Raw genomic sequence first — 18,395 nt, 5'->3', positions numbered from 1 at the left:
GGAACGGCGGGCGACGTCACTCGTTGGCGACGGTGTGGGCGGCCTCCATCAGCATCCAGCCCGACAACTGGACGGAGAGGTCACGCTCGGCAATCTCGGAGGCGTTGACGGCGCCCCCCACGAACTCCGCCGATTTTCCGCCGGCCGTGGGGATTTCGGCTGGGCGTTCCCAGAAAGCGGCAAACAACGGTAGGTCATCTACATTTTGGCGGTTGTCCCACGCCGCCTGCGCGGAGGTGTGCACGATCGTGCGGGCGATATCGCGGGCCTCGACGTCTTCGGGTGCATCACCGGGCAGCGTGGTGACCACCAACGCGAGGTAGCGCGCCAGGATGCCGCTGAACAGACCGCCGTCGCCGCCGCCAGCCCCCTTGATGATGCCGTCGGGTGCCATGTTGTCGCGCACCGCCTTGACGAGCCGGTGCACCCGCGCAGCGTGCACGGGATCTTTGGTGCGCGCCGCCAACTCGACGTCCAGCCCGATCACCACGCCCTGGCAATACGTGTACTGGGCGCGCACCAGTGACCCGGCCTTGATGCCGTCGAACACCAGGTGGGTGTCCGCATCGATGAGGGTTTCGTCGATCCAGTCCGACATCTGCTGGGCGCGCCGCAGCCGGTCTTCGTAGCGGGCCAGGAATATCGCGGCGGGCCCGTTGGCGGGCGCGTTGAAGAACTGGTCCTGTTTGCGCCACGGGATGCCGCCACCGTCCTCGGGCACCCATGCGTTGAGAAACTGCTCGGATAGTTTTTTCAGTGCGTTCGGTCGCTCAACTCCTGCGAGCCGGCCTGCGCGCTCGAGCGCGAGCGCCAGCCACGCCATGTCGTCGTAATAGTTGTTGACCCAGGAGAAGTTGTTGCGCAGCCGGTGTGACCGGATCTGCCTGGTTATCTTGATGATTCGCTCGGGTTGAGGGTCGCGCACCTGCGCGTCGACCAGACAGTCCAGCAGATGCGCCTGCCACCAGTAGTGCCACGTGCGGAACTCAGCGTCGTGCCGCGTCGGCGGCCAAGACACCACACCGAGTTGGGTCCCAGGCAGTTTCCAGACTCGCTTCAGATGTCGGGTGGCAATCGCGGCCTCCGCACTCGCGGCGCGGTTGGCCCATACCTGATCCATGGTGTTGATCCTGCCCTACCAGGCCGCCGAAATGTCCCCATGTTGAGTGATCCAGGTGTGCATGGCGATGCCCGCAGCAACCCCGGCGTTGATGCTGCGGGTCGAGCCGAATTGCGCGATGGACACCGTGACCGCGGCGCCCGCCCTTGCCTCATCGCTGATGCCGGGCCCCTCCTGGCCGAAGATCAGCAGGCAATTGCGCGGAAGCGCGGTGTGTTCGATGCGCACCGCGCCGGGAACGTTGTCGACGGCGACGACGGTCAGGCCGGCATCCGCGGCGAACGCCAACAGTTCGGGGGTGGTGTCGTGGTGACACAGGCGCTGATAGCGATCGGTGACCATGGCGCCGCGCCGGTTCCAGCGTCGCCTACCGACGATGTGCACGGTGTCGACGGCGAAGGCGTTCGCCGTGCGCACCACCGAGCCGATGTTCGCGTCGTTGCCGAAGTTCTCGATCGCGATGTGCAGCGGGTGCCTGCGTGCGTCGATGTCGGCGATGATCGCGTCGCGCGTCCAGTACCGGTATGCGTCAACGACGTTGCGCGTGTCGCCCTCTCGCAGCAGCGTGGGGTCGTAGCGCGCGTCGTCGGGCAGCGGGCCTTGCCATGGGCCGACGCCGGGTGTGTCACCCCACTCGGTGGGCCCCGGAACCGCTTCGGCGGCGACATTGGGCCGACGCGGCGTCATCCTTTTTCTTTCTCCCACAGCCCGGCGTGGGTGCCGACCATCGACACGGTCGCGTACAGCAGCGCCGCGTTGATGTCGCCCTGCGTGCACAACGAGACGCGAACCTGAACGGCGTCGCGCGACGCGTCGGGCAGAACGAGCACCGAGGCGCCGTAGACGTCGCAGGCATGGCTCAGTCCGGGGGGCGGCAGCGTCGGTGCGGCCAGCACCATCATTGGACCGCCGCGGCGCGCTGAATCGTCGCGGTACCGCGCTGCCAGACCGTCGATTTCGAGACCGAGCAGCATATAGCCGTTGCCGGAGAACGCATTCGGATCGCCCATGGCCGACGGGTCGAGCTGCGCACCGTCGGCGCGAAACGCGTCAACGCTCGATGTCTTCAGCATCAGCCCGGTGTCGTTCTGGTTCGTGGGCAGCAGGCCGACGGGAAACGCCGCGGGGTACGCCGCAACCGTGTCGGGAATCCGTTCCCGCGGCGAGTACACGTAGACACCGCGTACTTGCGACTGGTCACGCTGCGGCCCAAAACACAGGGTGCCGGTCATCCGATCCGGCGTCGGCATCGACAATGGTTGCACCGCAAGGCTTGTCACGTCCTTGCACGCGCCAAGCGCATTGGCCTCGATCGGATGCGCCAGCGCGCCGTACAACCCGAATCGGATGTCCTCGGGTTTGGCGTGCGGCGCATCCTTCTTCGGCACCGACCCATCGACGTCAACGAGGACATAGTCGGCGTCGAAACGAAGATTCGACACGGAGATGTTCCAGCCGAGCAGCGACAGCGATTGACCGAACGCCGCAGACTGTGTGGAGTACGGGGCGGGTCGCGGGTCGTCGCCGGAGCACGCCGAGGCGACCATGACAATCGCCGCCATGATGGCGATGAGTGCGCGCATCTAGGTGCGGCTCAAGTTCGTCCTCGGCCGCGGCCGACAACCTTTGTCATGGCGCGCAACACGTTTCGCGGCACCATCCGCCCGCCGGTGGTGAGCGCCTTGTACTGCAAGCCCGGCACGATGACGACCTTGCCCTTGGCGACGTCGGCCATGCACTCACGGACCACGTCGTCGACCTCGAGCCACAGGAACGACGGGGTGCCGCTCATCTCGATCCCGGCGCGGGCGTGAAACTCGGTGTGCACGAAGCCAGGACACAGCGCATGCACCCCGACATGGGTGTCGGTCAGGCCGTTGGCCAACCCTTCGGAGAACGCGATCACCCACGCCTTGGACGCCGAATACGTCGACCCGCGGCCGGGCAGCAGCCCCGCAACGCTCGCGACGTTGATCACGGTGCCCTCGTTGGCGGCCAGCATCGGTGGCAGTGCGGCGTGGGTCAGCTGCATCACCGCGGTGACGTTGACGTCGAGCTGGGCTTGCAGCTTCGCGTAATCCGCCGTCCAGAATTCGCCGGACGTACCAAATCCCGCGTTGTTCACCAGAACCCGCACGCCGGCCGATAGCCGATCCGCCACCTTCGCGCGGTCGGCGTCGGCGGCCAGGTCCGCGACGAGCACTTCGACTCCGGCGCCGGCTTCGTCATGCAGTTCGGCGGCGAGGCGCTCCAGCCGGCCGGCGTCGCGGGCGACCAGCACCAGGTCGTAGCCGTCGACGGCGTAGCGGCGGGCGAATCCCGCGCCGAGCCCGGACGTCGGTCCAGTGATCAGTGCGACGGGGCGAGACATGCCCTAGACATTACTTACCGCTGGTAGTGCGGAGACTGCCGACCGTTGCGCGAGGGCGGCGGCGGGCGGCGTACCCCTTCGGCACGGCCTGCCTCGGGGCGAGGGACGTAACGGCCGACGTCGGCGCGGCCCGGCGGCAGGTCCGCCCGGCCGGTTGTCGGCTGGGAGCGGGCGGGCGGAAGAGATTCAGCGCGCCCTGGCGCGGGCGTGAGGGGGCGGCTCGGCGAGCCGCTGCGGCGCGCGACGGGCTGGCCCGTGATGGCCTGAGGGATCGGCGGCAGCACCCGCAGCAGGTCGTTGAACTGGCGCACAGTGCGCAGGCCTTCGTCCCACTGCGCGCGCGTGCTGGTCACCGGCATCGACACCAGCGTCCAGTTCTGTTCGTTCCACATGATTTCCGCGCAGTCTGGCGCGGTGTGGGCGAACGTCACCATCCGCCGGTCACAAGCGCGGCGGGCTGCGTCGAGGTTGGTGGAGTACACCATCCGCGGGCCGATCGCGCCGAGCAGCCAGATGTCGTTTTCCCGCGGCTCTTTGATGCCCTTGAGCCGCAGGTCGACGACGACGTTGGTGCCGACCTTGCGGTGCAGCGCGATGACCGTTGCGACGTCCTCGAGGTCGAAGATGAACACCGCCTCCCCGCGGATCTGGCCAAGCACGACGTTCTTGGCGCTGATATCGCCGACCGTCGAAATGACGCCGCGCTTCCAGCGCTTGATGATGTCTGCCGATTCGTGCTCGTAATCGAAGCCGTGCGACTTCGCCCAGGACTTGCGGCGGCGACCCAGTCCGCGTCGACGGTCGATGTCGACATACAGCAGCACCGCCGCACCCACGAAACAGAGTGCGGACAGCGTGAACCAGAGCGGGACCATTGCACCAAGCCTATCTGTTAGGGGCTTGTATTCCCGAACTCAAGCGGATCACAACCCCATATCAGCGTCGGCAGACGCAAAAGGCCCCGACACGCCGAAGCGTGCGGGGCCTTTGCGGATCGCCATCAGCCCAGGACCAGTGAATTCCCGTCCGCGCTGACGTTGACCGGAACGACGTCGCCGTCGTGCACCTCGCCGGCCAGCAGCATTTTCGCCAGCTGGTCGCCGATGGCCTGCTGGATCAGCCGCCGCAGCGGCCGGGCGCCGTAGAGCGGGTCGAACCCGCGCTGGGCCAGCCACTGCTTGGCCGGTAGCGACACCTCGAGGGTGAGCCGCCGCTGCGCCAGTCGCTTCTGCAGCTGGGCCAACTGGATGTCGACGATCTGCACCAGCTCACCGGGCTCGAGGCCGGCGAAGATGATCACGTCGTCGAGCCGGTTGATGAACTCGGGCTTGAACGCCGAGCGCACCGCGGCCATCACCTGCTCTTCCGTCCCGCCCGAACCCAGGTTGGACGTCAGGATCAGGATCGTGTTGCGGAAGTCGACCGTGCGGCCCTGGCCGTCGGTCAGCCTGCCCTCGTCGAGCACCTGCAGCAGCACGTCGAACACGTCGGGGTGGGCCTTTTCGATCTCGTCGAACAGGATCACCGTGTACGGCCGCCGCCGCACCGCCTCGGTCAGCTGACCGCCCTGGTCGTAGCCGACGTAGCCGGGAGGCGCGCCGACGAGTCGGGCCACGGAGTGCTTCTCGCCGTACTCGCTCATGTCGATGCGGACCATCGCGCGTTCGTCGTCGAACAGGAACTCCGCAAGCGCCTTGGCCAGCTCGGTCTTACCGACGCCGGTGGGGCCGAGGAACATGAACGAGCCAGTCGGCCGGTTCGGGTCGGCGACCCCGGCACGGCTGCGCCGCACGGCGTCAGACACGGCCTGCACGGCCTTGCGCTGCCCGACGACGCGCTTGCCCAGCTCGTCTTCCATCCGCAGCAGCTTGGCCGTTTCGCCCTCGAGCATGCGGCCCGCCGGAATGCCGGTCCACGCGGACACCACGTCGGCGATGTCGTCGGGCCCGACCTCTTCCTTGAGCATGACGTCCTCGCGGGCCTCGGCGTGCGGCAGCGCCGCGTCGAGCTTCTTCTCGAGCTCGGGGATGCGGCCGTAGCGCAGCTCAGCCGCCTTCTCGAGGTTGCCGTCGCGTTCGGCGCGGTCCGCTTCACCACGCAGCTCCTCGAGCTGTTCCTTGAGCTCGCGGACCACGTCGATGGCGCTCTTCTCGTTCTGCCAGCGGGTGGTCAGCTCGGCCAGCTTCTCCTTCTGGTCGGCAAGTTCGGCGCGCAGCTTCTCGAGCCGCTCCTTGGACGCGGCGTCTTCTTCCTTGGCCAGCGCCATTTCCTCGATCTCGAGGCGACGGACCAGGCGCTCGACCTCGTCGATCTCGACGGGCCGGGAGTCGATCTCCATGCGCAGCCGCGACGCGGCCTCGTCGACCAGGTCGATGGCCTTGTCCGGCAGGAACCGGGCGGTGATGTAGCGGTCGGACAGCGTGGCCGCCGCGACCAGCGCCGAGTCGGTGATGCGTACGCCGTGGTGCACCTCGTAGCGGTCCTTCAGACCGCGCAGGATGCCGACGGTGTCTTCGACCGACGGTTCACCGACGAACACCTGCTGGAAGCGGCGCTCCAGCGCGGCGTCCTTCTCGATGTACTTGCGGTACTCGTCGAGGGTGGTCGCGCCGACCAGGCGCAGTTCGCCGCGGGCCAGCATCGGCTTGATCATGTTGCCCGCATCCATCGCGCCCTCGCCGGTCGCGCCGGCGCCGACGATGGTGTGCAGCTCGTCGATGAACGTGATGATCTGCCCCGCGGAGTTCTTGATGTCGTCGAGCACGGCCTTGAGCCGTTCCTCGAACTCGCCGCGGTACTTCGCACCTGCCACCATCGAACCGAGGTCCAGCGAGACGACGGACTTGTCGCGCAGGCTTTCGGGCACGTCGCCGGCCACGATGCGCTGGGCCAGGCCCTCGACGATCGCGGTCTTACCGACGCCGGGCTCACCGATGAGCACCGGGTTGTTCTTGGTGCGCCTGGAGAGCACCTGCACGACGCGACGAATCTCGTTGTCGCGCCCAATGACTGGGTCGAGCTTGCCTTCGCGGGCGCGCTCAGTCAGGTCGGTGGAGTACTTCTCCAGCGCCTGGTAGCTGCCTTCGGGATCCGGGCTGGTGACGCGGGCGCTGCCGCGCACCTTGACGAACGCCTCCCTCAGGGCTTGAGGCGATGCGCCGTGGCCCGTCAGCAGCTTGGCCACGTCGGAATCGGCTGCGGCGGCCGAGCCGCCTAATCCTCCCGCCAGGCCGACCATCAAGTGCTCGGTCGAGACGTACTCGTCGTCCATCTCGGTGGCGAGACTTTGGGCAGCCGTGATCGCGGCCAGCGACTGCGGGCTGAGCTGCGGCTGTGAGGCAGCGCCGCTGGCGCTGGGCAGCCGGTCGAGGAGCCGTTGCGTCTCGGCGCGGATAGTCGCAGGTTCGACGCCGACGGCCTCCAATAGTGGAGCGGCAATGCCATCGTTTTGGGTGAGCAGTGCCATCAACAGGTGGGCGGGCGTGATCTGCGGATTGCCTGCGGCCGTTGCCGCCTGCAGTGCCGCGGTCAGCGCCGCCTGAGTCTTGGTCGTCGGGTTGAAAGAGTCCACGACGGTCCTCCGATCATTCGAAAAGGGCCAGGTAAATGCTTGTCGGGATGTTCAACGTCGTCAAGGTTGAGTCTGTTCCGCTCAAGTCTGACTATTTTGCCACGAGCTTGCTGGAAGATCGCAAGATCCTCGCCGATCGCGATCTGGCCGCAGTCTCGAGGGGCGGTTTTTCGGCAGTTACGGCGTGCCGCATCAGCGGGCGAGAAGCCATGGGTCAGGCTAGGTCGGTGCGCTGGGTGGTGATGGTCGTCGCGAGTTTGGTGACACTGTCGTCTGCGACGGCCCAGGCGGCCACCGATGAAGACCAGGTGCGCGCGGTTCTCAACGGGATGAACGGCTCCTACAACCGCACCGATTTCACCGAGTTCGCCACCCATCTGTGCGACAACATCCGCAAGGCGGCCGGCTTCGAAGCGGGCTGGTATGCGAGCAGAAAATCCGACGGGCCCACGCAGATCACCATCAACTCGGTTCAGGTGACCGGCGGGGACGCGGTTGCCAACGTTCGATTCCAGGCCGCCAACCGCGCAAACCCCAAGACGTTCGACGTGGAATTTCGTCGCGATGGCACCGATTGGAAAGCCTGCCGCTACGACGCTGGTCAATACATATAGTGCTCACCGAACTCATCCCCCTGGCGTTGGTGGTCGCACTCTCGCCGCTGTCGATCATTCCGGCGGTGCTGGTGTTGCACACCCCGCGGCCGCGACCGACGGGGCTGTCCTTCTTGGCCGGCTGGCTGCTCGGCCTTGCGGCGCTGACGGTCATCTTCCTCGAGATCTCAAATCTGCTGGTAGATCTCAGCAAGCCGCCCGTCTGGGCGTCGTGGGTCCGCATCGGGGTCGGCGCGGCGTTGATCGTGTTCGGAATCTACCGTTGGCTGACCCGCAAGCGGGCTGCGCATACCCCGGGCTGGATGCAGAGTCTCGGCAAGCTCACCCCGGTTCGCGCCGGGCTCGCCGCAGCGGCGCTGACCGTCGTCAACCCCAAGGTGCTATTCATGTGCGCCGCAGCGGGTTTCGCGATCGGCACCGACGGGCTCGGTAGCACTGGTGTGTGGAGTGCCGTGGTTTGGTACGTGGCGGTCGCCGGGTCGACGGTGGCGATTCCGATCCTCGCCTACGCGGTGTCGGGTGACAGACTCGACGAACCCCTGCGACGGCTCAAGGACTGGATGGAGCAGCAGCACGCCGCGCTCGTCGCCGTCATTCTGGTCGTGATCGGTCTTCTGGTGCTGTACAAGGGAATTCACGGGTTATAGCTCGGGCAGTCCTAGCTGATCCGCGTCGGCCGTCAAGTACCGCGTCACCGTCGGCGCGATCAGCGCCACCACGTCATCGGGTGACAGTGTCGCAAGTGGCGGCACCTCGATGATGTAGCGCAGCATGGCCGTTCCGACGAGCTGGCTGGCGGCCAGCATCGCCCGCAGCCGGGCACGCTCGTCGCCGCCCAACACCCCCGACACCGCGGTCAGCACGTAGTTCTGCATGAAGCCGCGGAATGCATCGTGCGCGTCGGCGTTCGACGTCGCCGATTGCAGCATCGCCCGCATACTCGCCGCGGTGTCGGGTGTTTCCCACATCCGCAGATACGTGCGCACCATTCGAGTACCGATGTCGGGTTCGTCGCCGGTATCGCCGGTGAGCGCGGCGACCAACACATCGGGGTCGAGGATCAGGCGCAGCGATTCACGGAACAGCGCCTCCTTCGAGCCGAACAGGTAGAGCACCATCGACGGGTCGACGTGCGCGTCCGCTGCGATCGCGCGCAGCGTCGTCTTCTCGTAGCCCTCGGTGGCGAACCGATGTTTGGCCGCCGCCAGCACGGCCTCGCGCGACACCGGTTCGCCCTGACGTCGACCCCTGCGCTTCGTTGTCTTGGCTGGTGGCGGCATATCCCGACAGTATCATTTCAATAGTTGTTGAAATTCGCTCAGTGCAGCGTTACGCTCGCACGGAGGGATTAATTCAACGTCGGATGAAAAGGACTCCCCATGACTGGGACACCGCTGGGCACGCCGGTCCGGCACACCCACCACGCGTCACCCATCCATGAACCGCCCGCGGCGCTGCGCGCCACCGGCATCATCGTCGCGCTCACTGTCGCGCTGGCTATCCTCGCGATCGCGTTTGCATTGCCTGCCGCGCGCTCGAAACCACACCACATCCCGGTCGGTGCGGCCGGCCCTCAAGCCGCCAGTGGCCAAGTCGCCGACATGCTCGACCAGCACGCTCCCGGCGCGTTCGCGATCACCTACTACCCCGGCGAGGCGGCACTGCGCGACGCGATCCGCAATCGCGATGTGTACGGCGGCATTTCGTTTGGGCAGGACGGCCGGAGCCTGCTGATCGCCACCGGCGGTAGCCCGATGGTCGCGCAGATGTTGACACAGATCGGCAACGGCATCGCGCAGCAAGCGGGCGTGCCGCTGCACACCGTGGACCTCGCGCCGCCGACCGCTCAGGATCCGCGCGGCGCAGGCCTGGCCGCCTCAGCACTGCCGATCACCTTGGCCGGCCTACTGCCGGGAGTCGCCTTGGTGTTGCTACTGCGGCGCGAGGTGTGGACCCGCTTCGTCGGGGCCGTGGTGTTCGCCGCAGGGGCGGGCGTCACGATCGCGGCGCTGCTGCGCTATGTGTTCGGCTCCATCGACCAGAACATCTGGGGTGTTGCGGCCGGTCTCACGTTGGGCCTGCTGGCCGCAGGGCTGACGATGCTGGGCCTTGGCTCGTTGTTCGGCCGGGTCGGCCTCGCCATCGGCGCGCTGCTGGCGTTGCTGCTGGGCAACCCGCTGTCGGGACTGAACAGCGCGCCCGAAATGTTGCCAAGTGGCTGGGGCACGCTTGGCCAGTGGTTGCCGCAGGGTGCGACCGCGACGTTGCTGCGGTCGACCGCGTTCTTCGACGGCGCAGGCGCGACCACCGCGATCGTGGTGCTGACCTGCTGGACGGTGGCCGGTTTCGGGCTGGTCGTGCTCGCCGCCGTTCGCCAGGCCAGGTCTGCGCGCGCCTAAACTCGGGCGGCGTGGGACTCGAGGACCGTGATGCGCTGCTGCTTCTGCGCAACGCCGTCGATCCTGCGCTCGGGTCCGAAGGATTGATCCGCCGGTTCTACACCCGCTGGTTCGCGATCGACACCTCGGCCCGCGACCTCTTCCCGCCCGATATGGCTGCCCAGCGCGCCGCGTTCGCCAAGGTGATCACGTGGTTGTTCGCCGAGCTGATCGCCCAGCGGGCCGAGGAGCCGGTGGCGTTTTTGGCTCAGCTGGGCCGCGACCATCGCAAATACGGTGTCTCGCAACGGCATTACGACAGCATGCAGGACGCATTGCTGACGACGCTGCGCAGCCAATTGATCGAGAGCTGGGACGACCGGCTCGCCGGCACAGCCCAGGACGCCGTCGCGCTGATCATCGGGGTGATGCGTGGCGCGGCCGACGCCGAGAAGGGTCCGCCGTTTCGCGACGGCACAGTGACCGAGCACCTGCGGATCACCCGCGACGTCTCGGTGGTCCGGCTGCAACTGGATCAGCCGCTGTACTACCACCCAGGCCAGTACGTCACGGTGCAGGTGCCGCAGTGGCCTCGGCGGTGGCGCTACCTGAGCCCCGCGATTCCCGCCGACCGTGGCGGCGCCATCGAGTTTCACATCCGCTCGGTCACCGGCGGCATGGTCAGCACCGCGATCGTCGGCGAGACTCGGCCCGGCGACCGGTGGCGGTTGTCCAACCCGCACGGCGGAATGCATGTCGACCGCGGCGGTGGCGATGTGCTCATGGTGGCGGGCGGCACGGGTCTCGCGCCGTTGCGCACACTGATCATGGACCTCAGCCGCTACGGCGAGAATCCGCGCGTGCACCTGTTCTTCGGCGCCCGCTATCCGAGCGAGCTCTATGACCTGCGCACGCTGTGGCAGATCGCGTCGACCAACCCGTGGCTGTCGGTGACGCCGGTGTCGGAGTTCAACACCGATCCGCCGTGGGCCGCCGAGTATCCCGATGTCGAGCCGCCGCGTGGTTTGCATGTGCGACAGACCGGCCTGCTGCCGGACGTGGTGACGCGCTATGGCGGCTGGGGCGACCGGCAGATTCTGATCTGTGGTGGGCCTGCGATGGTCGAGGCCACGAAGGCAGCGCTCGTCGCAAAGGGTGCGCCGGTTGAGCGCATTCAACACGATCCACTCGCCAGCTAGGCGTGGCAGGATCGGCAATCGTGCCCGAGCTCGAGACCGTCACGCTTCGCGACTCGTCCGGCCTGTCTGCGGTTTACGTGCCCGGCGCGGGCATGATCGCTACGTCGCTGTCGGATGCCGGCACCGAACTGCTTGGCCAGCGGCGCGGGCTGGACGCCTACCTGTCTGCAGGCAAGACGATGGGAATCCCGCTGTTGTATCCGTGGGCAAATCGGTTGAGCGCCAGGACATATGCCGTCGATGGCTCGGTTGTCACGCTGGCGCCGGACGCATACGGCGTGCACACCGACAACAACGGCCTGCCAATTCACGGTCTGCTGGCCGGTTACCCCGGATGGCGCACACGGGAGGTCGCCGAGCAGAAGCTCACGGCCGAGTTGGATTTCGGGGCGCACGCCGAACTGCTGGCGAGCTTCCCATTTCCGCATCTGCTCGAGATGACCGTTGAACTGTCTGAGAGGACGCTGACGGTCAGCACGACGGTGACGCCGACGGCCGACAGGGCGGTGCCGGTGGCGTATGGCTATCACCCGTATTTGCAACTGCCCGACGTGCCACGGTCGGAGTGGCAGATTGAAATGCCGACGATGCGTCACATGATGCTCGACGACACCGGCATCCCGAACGGCGCGACGGCGGAAAGCACGGCCGACTCAGAACCATTGGGCGACAAGCTGTTTGACGACGGATTCGATCAGGTCGCCGAGGGAGCGGTATTCGCAGTTTCGGGAGGCGGCCGTCGGCTCGAGGTGTGCTTCGAGCGGGGTTATCCGGCGGCGCAGGTGTTCGCGCCCGCGAGCGAGACCGTCATGTGCTTCGAGCCGATGACCGCGCCAACCGATGCGCTGCGGCGCGGCGGTTACCGAACTGCGCGGCCGGGTGTGCCGGACACCGCGGTGTTCTCAATCAGGGTGAGCTAGCGGCTGCCCTTGCGTGGCTGCCAGACGACGACCGCCGTACTCTTCGGCACCACCGCAACATCGCGACGCTGGCGCGCGCGCAATTGCTCCAACTCGTCTGCCATTTCGCGCAGCCGAGACTGCAGCGCCTCGACCTGATTGGTCAGCTCGATGATGCGCTTGATGCCGGCCAGGTTCACACCCTCGTCCTGCGACAGCCGCTGTACCTCGCGCAGCAGGTCAACATCATGCTGCGAGTAGCGGCGCCCGCCGCCCGAGCTGCGCTGGGGGCTGACCAGGCCGAGCCGGTCGTACGTGCGCAACGTCTGCGCATGCATGCCGGCCAGCTCGGCGGCCACCGAAATCAGAAACGTGCGGGCGTCGTCCTTCTTTGCCACTACGCACCTGCCCAACCGGCCCGCGGGTCAAAACCGCTGGCGCGCTCCGCTTTCGCGTAAGCCTCCAGGGCCTCGGCCGCTTCACCTTCCAAGTTCGGCGGCACTGCGACCTTGACGGTGACGAGCAGGTCGCCGTGGCCCCCAGAGCGTTTCGGTACGCCGCGGCCACGCACCCGCAGGATCCGGCCGTCAGAGGTGCCCTTGGGCACCCGGACACCGACCTTGCCCTCCAGCGTCGGCACCGAAAGCGTTGTGCCCAGCGCCAACTCGTGGAATGCGACAGGAACGGAGACCGTGAGGTCGTCGCCGTCACGGCCAAACACCTTGTCCGGCCTGACATGAACAGTCACGTACAGGTCACCAGACGGTGCTCCTCGCAGACCGGCCTCGCCCTGGCCCGCCAACCGGATCCGTTGGCCATCCTCGACGCCAGGCGGGATCCGCACATTGATGGTTCGGGTGCGGGTGGTCACCCCGGTGCCCTGACATTCGGTGCACGGGTGCTCGATGATCGAGCCGCTGCCCCGGCATTCGGTGCATGGCTCGGAGAACCCGAACGCGCCCTGATTGCGACTGACGACACCGGACCCGTTGCAGTTCGGGCACACTTTCGGGCTGGTGCCCGGACGTGCCCCGCTGCCATGGCAATTCGTGCACGGCGCCGGGCTGGTGAGCCGCAACGGCATCGCCACACCCTTGGTGGCCTCCATGAACGACAGCTCGGTTTCGGTCTCCAGATCGTTGCCGCGCCGGGGGCGGCTGGGACGCGGCTGAGCGCCACGGCCAAACAGTCCCCCGAACAGGTCACCGATGTTCGCCCCGCCGGTTTGCCCGGCCGCATCGAACAAGTCGTTCAGGTTGAACTCCGTGCCGTCGCCGCCGAATCCGCCGAAGTTGCCGCCGGAGAACCGGCCCCGGCCGAATCCGCCACCCGCGAACAGGCGTCGGGTCTCGTCGTACTCCTTGCGCTTGGCCGGATCCGACAGCACGCTGTGCGCCTCGGACACCGCCTTGAACCGCTCTGCGGCGCTCGGGTCGGAGTTGGTGTCGGGATGAAGATCGCGGGCCAACTTCCGATAGGCCCGCTTGATCTCGTCGGCGCTGGCCTCAGAGGAGACGCCGAGCTCCTTGTAGAAGTCCTTCTCGACCCATTCTCGTTGGGCCATACCGCGTCACCTCCTTACCTGTTCTCTTGGTAGTAGTCGTTCTTACGATTCTGCGGCCTGGTCAGCCGGCTCGTCGCCGTTATCGGGCGTGTCTTCATTGCCGGTGACTTCCTCGACGTCCGGGACCGTGTCGACCACGCCGACGAGGGCGTGGCGCACGACCTGCTCGCCCACCCGGTAGCCGCGCCGCATCACCGAACCGACGATGGGATGCGTTCCCTCGCCCTCGTGCTGAACGGCCTCATGCAGCGCCGGGTCGAACGCGTCGCCTTCGTCGCCGAATCCCGAAAGACCAAGCCCTTCAAGGACAGTCGCCAGCTTGTCGGCCACGGACTTCAGCGGCCCGGACTCCAGGTCACCGTGGCTGCGGGCGCGATCGAGGTCATCGAGCACCGGAAGCAGTTGGGTCACAACGGCGACCTTGGTCCGCTCGGCGGCCAACTGCTGGTCGCGCAGTGCGCGCTTGCGGTAGTTGTCGTACTCCGCCTTCACGCGCTGCAGGGTGGATTTCAGCTCGGTGACTTCTTCGGACGCCGATCCCTCGGATTCCGTTTGCGCGGCTCCAGCCGCGGCGGCTCCCGGGGCCGGCCCACTAGGGGCCGGCCCGGTCGCCGATTCACGGATTTCGCCAGTCTCGGGATCGATACGCCGTTTGTCGGTGACGGTCACCGGCTCGTGCGAATCGTTTTGGCTCACTTGTTCTCCCGGTCATCGTCGACAACCTCGGCGTCCACGACATCATCCTGCGAGGAGCCAGCCGGTCCGGCATCCGCTCCACCGGTGCCGCCCTCGGCCTGGGTGGCCTCATAGATGGCCTGGCCCAGCGCCTGCGACTCGACGCCCAACTTCTCCATCGCGGCCTTGATCGCCGAGATGTCGGTGCCCGCCAGGGCCGTCTTGGCTTCGGCGATCGCGCTGTCCACCTTTGTCAAGGTGTCCTCGGGGACCTTCGAGCCGCCGTCGGCTTCGCGCTGCTCCTTGACGAACTTCTCCGTCTGGTACACCAGCGACTCGGCCTGGTTGCGGACGTCGGCCTCCTCGCGACGCGTGCGGTCCTCCTCGGCGTGCGCCTCGGCGTCCTTGATCATCCGATCGATCTCCTCCTTGGAAAGGCCGGAGCCCTCCTGGATTCGAATCGTGTTCTCCTTACCGGTGCCCTTGTCTTTCGCGGTGACGTGCACGATGCCGTTGGCGTCGATGTCGAACGTGACCTCGATCTGCGGCACGCCACGCGGAGCCGGCGGGATGCCGGTCAGCTCGAAGCTGCCGAGCAGCTTGTTGTGCGAAGCGATTTCGCGCTCACCCTGATAGACCTGGATTTGCACCGAGGGTTGGTTGTCGTCGGCCGTGGTGAAGGTCTCCGACCGCTTGGTCGGGATCGTGGTGTTGCGCTCGATCAGCTTGGTCATCACGCCACCCTTGGTTTCGATCCCGAGGGACAGCGGCGTGACGTCAAGCAGCAGAACGTCTTTCACCTCGCCCTTGAGCACGCCGGCCTGCAGTGCGGCGCCCACTGCGACAACCTCGTCGGGGTTGACGCCCTTGTTGGGCTCCTTGCCGCCAGTCATCTCCTTGACAAGATCGGAAACAGCGGGCATACGCGTCGAACCGCCGACGAGCACGACGTGGTCGATGTCGGCCACCGAGATGCCGGTGTCGGCGATCACCGACTGGAACGGCTTGCGCGTGCGATCCAGCAGATCCTGTGTGATGCGCTGGAATTCGGCGCGGGTCAGCTGCTCGTCGAGGAACAGCGGGTTCTTGTCCGCATCGACGGTGATGTAGGGCAGGTTGATCGACGTGCTCTGCGAGCTCGAGAGTTCGATCTTGGCCTTCTCGGCGGCTTCACGCAGCCGCTGCATCGCCATCTTGTCCTTGGTCAGGTCAATGCCAGTGGTGCCCTTGAACTTTTCGACGAGCCAGTCGACGATGCGCTGATCCCAGTCGTCGCCACCGAGGTGGTTGTCACCCGAGGTCGCGCGGACCTCGACGACGCCCTCACCGATCTCCAGCAGCGAGACGTCGAAGGTGCCGCCGCCGAGGTCGAAGACCAGGATGGTCTGTTCCTTCTCGCCCTTGTCGAGGCCGTAGGCCAGCGCCGCGGCGGTCGGTTCGTTGACGATGCGCAGCACGTTGAGCCCCGCGATCTGGCCGGCCTCCTTGGTGGCTTGGCGCTGGGCGTCGTTGAAGTACGCGGGCACGGTGATCACCGCGTCGGTGATGTCCTCACCCAGGTAGCTCTCGGCGTCGCGCTTGAGCTTCATCAGCACGCGCGCACTGATCTCCTGCGCGGTGTACTTCTTGCCGTCGATCTCGATGGACCAGTCGGTGCCCATTTCGCGCTTGACCGACCGGATGGTGCGGTCGACGTTGGTCACCGCCTGGTTCTTGGCGGGCTGTCCGACCAGCACCTCGCCGTTGCGCGCGAACGCGACAACCGACGGCGTGGTGCGGGAGCCCTCCGAATTGGCGATCACAACCGGGTCGCCGCCTTCGAGCACGGCGACGACGGAGTTGGTGGTCCCGAGGTCGATTCCGACCGCACGAGCCATGGTTTTGCCTCCTGATTAGTCCTGCTAGGGGTCTGAGTGCACCGCACTCAAGACTGCTCCGATCGACCCTACCGTGTCAATCCAGACTTGAGTCGATATCACTCAACTGTCGAAGTGGTCAACGGCGGGCCGGCGGAAATTGTTCCCGGGGGGACCGACACGCCGACGACAGCCACCCGGCTGATCGAGCTCGGTCTCGTCGAGTGGCGCTGAAGCCACTGTTCCGCGGTTGGCTCGAAGTGACTGGTTAGGTCACTTGTCCTTGTCCTTGTCTTTGTCATCCTTGTCGCGTGGCAGCGGGCGGTTGGCGACGACCGGGAACTGGCCGGTGAAGCCCTGTCGTTCCCGAGCGACCTCCATCACCCGTCCGCGGACCGCGTACCACCCGATGATGAGTGCCGGAATGATGATCACCAGGGTGGCGACGGTCCAGGTGCCGATCGGCGGGTCAAACGCCATCAGCACGACGACGCCGACCAGGAACGCCAGCGTGGCATAGCCGGTGTACGGCGTGCCCCACAAGCGGAATGACGGCCGCTCGAGGATGCCGCGCTTCGACCAGCGGTAGAGCTGAATTTGACAGATGACGATGGTGCCCCAGGACGCGATGATGCCGAGCGCCGCGATGTTGAGCACGATTTCGAACGCCTGGCCGGGCACCAGAAAGTTGAGGATGACGCCGAACAACCCGACGGCCGCGGTCAGGAAGATGCCGCCGTATGGCACGCCGCGACTGGACATCACTGCAGTAAATTTCGGTGCGCTGCCGTTCATCGCCATCGACCGCAGGATTCGGCCGGTCGAGTACAACCCGGCGTTGAGGCTGGAGAACGCGGCGGTCAGCACGACGATGTTCATGACCGTGCCCGCGCCCTCGACCCCGATCCTGGAAAAGAACGTGACGAACGGGCTCTCCCCGGCCTTGTAGGTGTTGTACGGGAGAAGAAGCGCCAGCAGGAACAGTGAACCGACGTAGAACACTGCGATACGGGCGATCACCGAGTTGATCGCACGCGGCATGATCTTGTGCGGATGGGCGGTCTCACCGGCCGCTGTTCCGACGAGTTCTACTGCGGCATAAGCAAACACGACGCCGGACATGACAATGACCAGGGGGAACATGCCTTGCGGGAAGATCCCGCCGTTGTGCGCGATCACGCTGAAACCGGTGGACTGCCCTTGAATGTGGTACCGGCCGGCAAGAAAAATGGTGCCCGCGACCAGAAAGGTCAGCAGCGCAAGGACTTTGATAGCCGCAGCCCAAAACTCGAGCTCCCCGAACAGGGTGACCGAAATGAGGTTGATGCTCACCACAGCTGCCAGCGCAAGCAGTGCGATCAGCCACTGCGGCACGCCCGCTAACGCCTTCCAGTAATGGAAGTAGGTGGCGATTGCCGTCGAATCGACAATGGCCGTGAATGCCCAGTTCAACCAGTACATCCAACCGGCGACGAACGCCGCCTTCTCGCCGAGGAATTCGCGCGCATACGACACGAAGGACCCGGATGACGGCCGATGCAGCACGAGTTCGCCCAGCGCCCGCAGGATCAGGAAGACAAAGATGCCGCAGAACGCGTAGCTCAAGAACAAGCCGGGGCCGGCGTTGTGTAGTCGTCCGCCGGCGCCGAGGAACAGTCCGGTGCCGATGGCTCCGCCGATTGCGATCATCTGCAACTGCCGGGGTTTGAGGCCCTTGTGGTAGCCCTCGTCCTCCGCCGTCAGCGCGGAGTTGTCGTACACAGACTGCTGGGGTTCGGTGGTCATGAGCCAGTCCTCGCGCTAGTCAGTTTTGGGGTGACGACGGATCGATGGGGTTGCCACGGGGATCCCAGTGCTCCGGGGGGCCTGGCGTATCGCTGACATCACGAAATGTCATGACGAAGCCGCACACTGCGACGACGGCCGCGATCGCGTAGCCGATTATCGAGTACCAACCGGCATGCAGATACGCGGTCACGGCGACAATGAACATCGCCAGGAACACCAGGGTCATTCCGATCAACGGAATCTTCGCAAACAAATCAACGCGTGCCATCTGACCCACCTCGATAGACCGAACGACGGTGTACCAGTGATACACCCTCTGGGGTTGTGACGCTCGCCAAATGGAGTTAAGTCTAGTTCGGC

General features: G+C 66.1%; 17 protein-coding genes and 1 pseudogene. 5 read left to right on the top strand and 13 right to left on the bottom strand.

What is annotated here, in order from left to right; translation table 11 throughout:
- Nucleotides 1-16: 16 nt before the first annotated feature.
- From MYCSM_RS01900 to clpB, 6 genes are all read right to left on the bottom strand, one after another.
- A complete protein-coding gene (locus MYCSM_RS01900; RefSeq protein WP_015304433.1) occupies nt 17-1,120 on the bottom strand; it encodes a glycoside hydrolase family 76 protein in 1,104 nt (367 codons plus the stop codon).
- A gap of 15 nt (nt 1,121-1,135) precedes the next feature.
- The gene (locus MYCSM_RS01895; RefSeq protein ID WP_015304432.1) at nt 1,136-1,807 is read right to left on the bottom strand and encodes a TrmH family RNA methyltransferase; all 672 of its coding nucleotides are present in this window, start codon (nt 1,805-1,807) and stop codon (nt 1,136-1,138) included.
- Nucleotides 1,804-2,703, bottom strand: a complete 900-nt coding sequence (locus MYCSM_RS01890; protein ID WP_015304431.1) for a hypothetical protein — start codon at nt 2,701-2,703, stop codon at nt 1,804-1,806. Before MYCSM_RS01890 ends, MYCSM_RS01895 begins: the two co-directional genes overlap by 4 nt.
- An 11-nt stretch (nt 2,704-2,714) precedes the next feature.
- The gene (locus MYCSM_RS01885; protein ID WP_015304430.1) at nt 2,715-3,491 is read right to left on the bottom strand and encodes an SDR family NAD(P)-dependent oxidoreductase; all 777 of its coding nucleotides are present in this window, start codon (nt 3,489-3,491) and stop codon (nt 2,715-2,717) included.
- Between the two features lie 14 nt (nt 3,492-3,505).
- Nucleotides 3,506-4,366: a trehalose monomycolate transport factor TtfA gene (gene ttfA / locus MYCSM_RS01880; protein WP_015304429.1), complete on the bottom strand. Its 861-nt coding sequence runs from the start codon at nt 4,364-4,366 to the stop codon at nt 3,506-3,508.
- 125 nt (nt 4,367-4,491) lie between these two features.
- Nucleotides 4,492-7,062, bottom strand: coding sequence for an ATP-dependent chaperone ClpB (clpB, locus tag MYCSM_RS01875; protein ID WP_015304428.1), 2,571 nt, complete (start codon nt 7,060-7,062; stop codon nt 4,492-4,494).
- 47 nt (nt 7,063-7,109) lie between these two features.
- Here clpB and MYCSM_RS01870 point away from each other — a divergent pair, with 47 nt between their 5' ends.
- Nucleotides 7,110-7,676 carry an Rv0361 family membrane protein gene (locus tag MYCSM_RS01870; protein WP_232425706.1) on the top strand — a complete coding sequence of 189 codons (567 nt, stop codon included), beginning with the start codon at nt 7,110-7,112 and terminating at the stop codon, nt 7,674-7,676.
- Nucleotides 7,676-8,323, top strand: a complete 648-nt coding sequence (locus tag MYCSM_RS01865) for a GAP family protein (RefSeq protein WP_015304426.1) — start codon at nt 7,676-7,678, stop codon at nt 8,321-8,323. Before MYCSM_RS01870 ends, MYCSM_RS01865 begins: the two co-directional genes overlap by 1 nt.
- Here MYCSM_RS01865 and MYCSM_RS01860 read toward each other — a convergent pair.
- Nucleotides 8,318-8,956, bottom strand: a complete 639-nt coding sequence (locus MYCSM_RS01860; RefSeq protein WP_015304425.1) for a TetR/AcrR family transcriptional regulator — start codon at nt 8,954-8,956, stop codon at nt 8,318-8,320. The genes MYCSM_RS01865 and MYCSM_RS01860 overlap by 6 nt on opposite strands.
- A gap of 99 nt (nt 8,957-9,055) precedes the next feature.
- On the opposite strand from MYCSM_RS01860, the gene MYCSM_RS01855 reads away from it, so the two are divergent.
- The 3 genes from MYCSM_RS01855 to MYCSM_RS01845 are packed head-to-tail and all read left to right on the top strand — an operon-like array spanning nt 9,056 to nt 12,173.
- Complete coding sequence (locus tag MYCSM_RS01855; protein WP_015304424.1) at nt 9,056-10,075, top strand: hypothetical protein; 1,020 nt, start codon at nt 9,056-9,058, stop codon at nt 10,073-10,075.
- Nucleotides 10,076-10,086: 11 nt separating this feature from the next.
- Nucleotides 10,087-11,253: an FAD-binding oxidoreductase gene (locus MYCSM_RS01850; protein ID WP_015304423.1), complete on the top strand. Its 1,167-nt coding sequence runs from the start codon at nt 10,087-10,089 to the stop codon at nt 11,251-11,253.
- Between the two features lie 20 nt (nt 11,254-11,273).
- Nucleotides 11,274-12,173 (top strand): aldose 1-epimerase, encoded by a 900-nt coding sequence (locus MYCSM_RS01845; protein ID WP_015304422.1) that lies wholly within the window; start codon nt 11,274-11,276, stop codon nt 12,171-12,173.
- Here the strand turns inward: MYCSM_RS01845 and MYCSM_RS01840 are convergent.
- The 6 genes and pseudogenes from MYCSM_RS01840 to MYCSM_RS01815 form a co-directional block, all read right to left on the bottom strand.
- Nucleotides 12,170-12,550, bottom strand: a complete 381-nt coding sequence (locus MYCSM_RS01840) for a heat shock protein transcriptional repressor HspR (RefSeq protein WP_015304421.1) — start codon at nt 12,548-12,550, stop codon at nt 12,170-12,172. The two genes, MYCSM_RS01845 and MYCSM_RS01840, sit on opposite strands and share 4 nt — an antisense overlap.
- Nucleotides 12,550-13,716: a molecular chaperone DnaJ gene (gene dnaJ, locus MYCSM_RS01835; RefSeq protein WP_015304420.1), complete on the bottom strand. Its 1,167-nt coding sequence runs from the start codon at nt 13,714-13,716 to the stop codon at nt 12,550-12,552. The genes MYCSM_RS01840 and dnaJ overlap by 1 nt, the downstream gene beginning before the upstream one ends.
- Nucleotides 13,717-13,758: 42 nt before the next feature.
- Complete coding sequence (gene grpE / locus MYCSM_RS01830; protein WP_015304419.1) at nt 13,759-14,412, bottom strand: nucleotide exchange factor GrpE; 654 nt, start codon at nt 14,410-14,412, stop codon at nt 13,759-13,761.
- On the bottom strand, nt 14,409-16,268 hold the full coding sequence (gene dnaK, locus MYCSM_RS01825) for a molecular chaperone DnaK (protein WP_015304418.1): 1,860 nt from the start codon (nt 16,266-16,268) through the stop codon (nt 14,409-14,411). Before dnaK ends, grpE begins: the two co-directional genes overlap by 4 nt.
- Before the next feature lie 252 nt (nt 16,269-16,520).
- Nucleotides 16,521-18,032: an amino acid permease gene (locus MYCSM_RS01820; protein WP_015304417.1), complete on the bottom strand. Its 1,512-nt coding sequence runs from the start codon at nt 18,030-18,032 to the stop codon at nt 16,521-16,523.
- A 91-nt stretch (nt 18,033-18,123) separates the two neighbouring features.
- A pseudogene (locus MYCSM_RS01815) lies at nt 18,124-18,303 on the bottom strand (hypothetical protein); the annotation flags it as partial.
- Nucleotides 18,304-18,395 lie beyond the last annotated feature (92 nt).

The organism is Mycobacterium sp. JS623, from assembly GCF_000328565.1.
In the GTDB taxonomy this organism is placed as follows: Bacteria; Actinomycetota; Actinomycetes; order Mycobacteriales; family Mycobacteriaceae; genus Mycobacterium.
This window is presented reverse-complemented; position numbering and strand designations above follow the sequence as displayed.

Coding starts and splice junctions, on each gene's coding strand:
- MYCSM_RS01885 (WP_015304430.1), bottom strand. CDS start 3,491: ATGTCTCGCCCCGTCGCACTGATCACTGGACCGACGTCCGGGCTCGGC.
- MYCSM_RS01870 (WP_232425706.1), top strand. CDS start 7,110: ATGTTCAACGTCGTCAAGGTTGAGTCTGTTCCGCTCAAGTCTGACTAT.
- ttfA (WP_015304429.1), bottom strand. CDS start 4,366: ATGGTCCCGCTCTGGTTCACGCTGTCCGCACTCTGTTTCGTGGGTGCG.
- MYCSM_RS01890 (WP_015304431.1), bottom strand. CDS start 2,703: ATGCGCGCACTCATCGCCATCATGGCGGCGATTGTCATGGTCGCCTCG.
- MYCSM_RS01860 (WP_015304425.1), bottom strand. CDS start 8,956: ATGCCGCCACCAGCCAAGACAACGAAGCGCAGGGGTCGACGTCAGGGC.
- MYCSM_RS01820 (WP_015304417.1), bottom strand. CDS start 18,032: ATGACCACCGAACCCCAGCAGTCTGTGTACGACAACTCCGCGCTGACG.
- MYCSM_RS01895 (WP_015304432.1), bottom strand. CDS start 1,807: ATGACGCCGCGTCGGCCCAATGTCGCCGCCGAAGCGGTTCCGGGGCCC.
- MYCSM_RS01900 (WP_015304433.1), bottom strand. CDS start 1,120: ATGGATCAGGTATGGGCCAACCGCGCCGCGAGTGCGGAGGCCGCGATT.
- dnaJ (WP_015304420.1), bottom strand. CDS start 13,716: ATGGCCCAACGAGAATGGGTCGAGAAGGACTTCTACAAGGAGCTCGGC.
- dnaK (WP_015304418.1), bottom strand. CDS start 16,268: ATGGCTCGTGCGGTCGGAATCGACCTCGGGACCACCAACTCCGTCGTC.
- MYCSM_RS01855 (WP_015304424.1), top strand. CDS start 9,056: ATGACTGGGACACCGCTGGGCACGCCGGTCCGGCACACCCACCACGCG.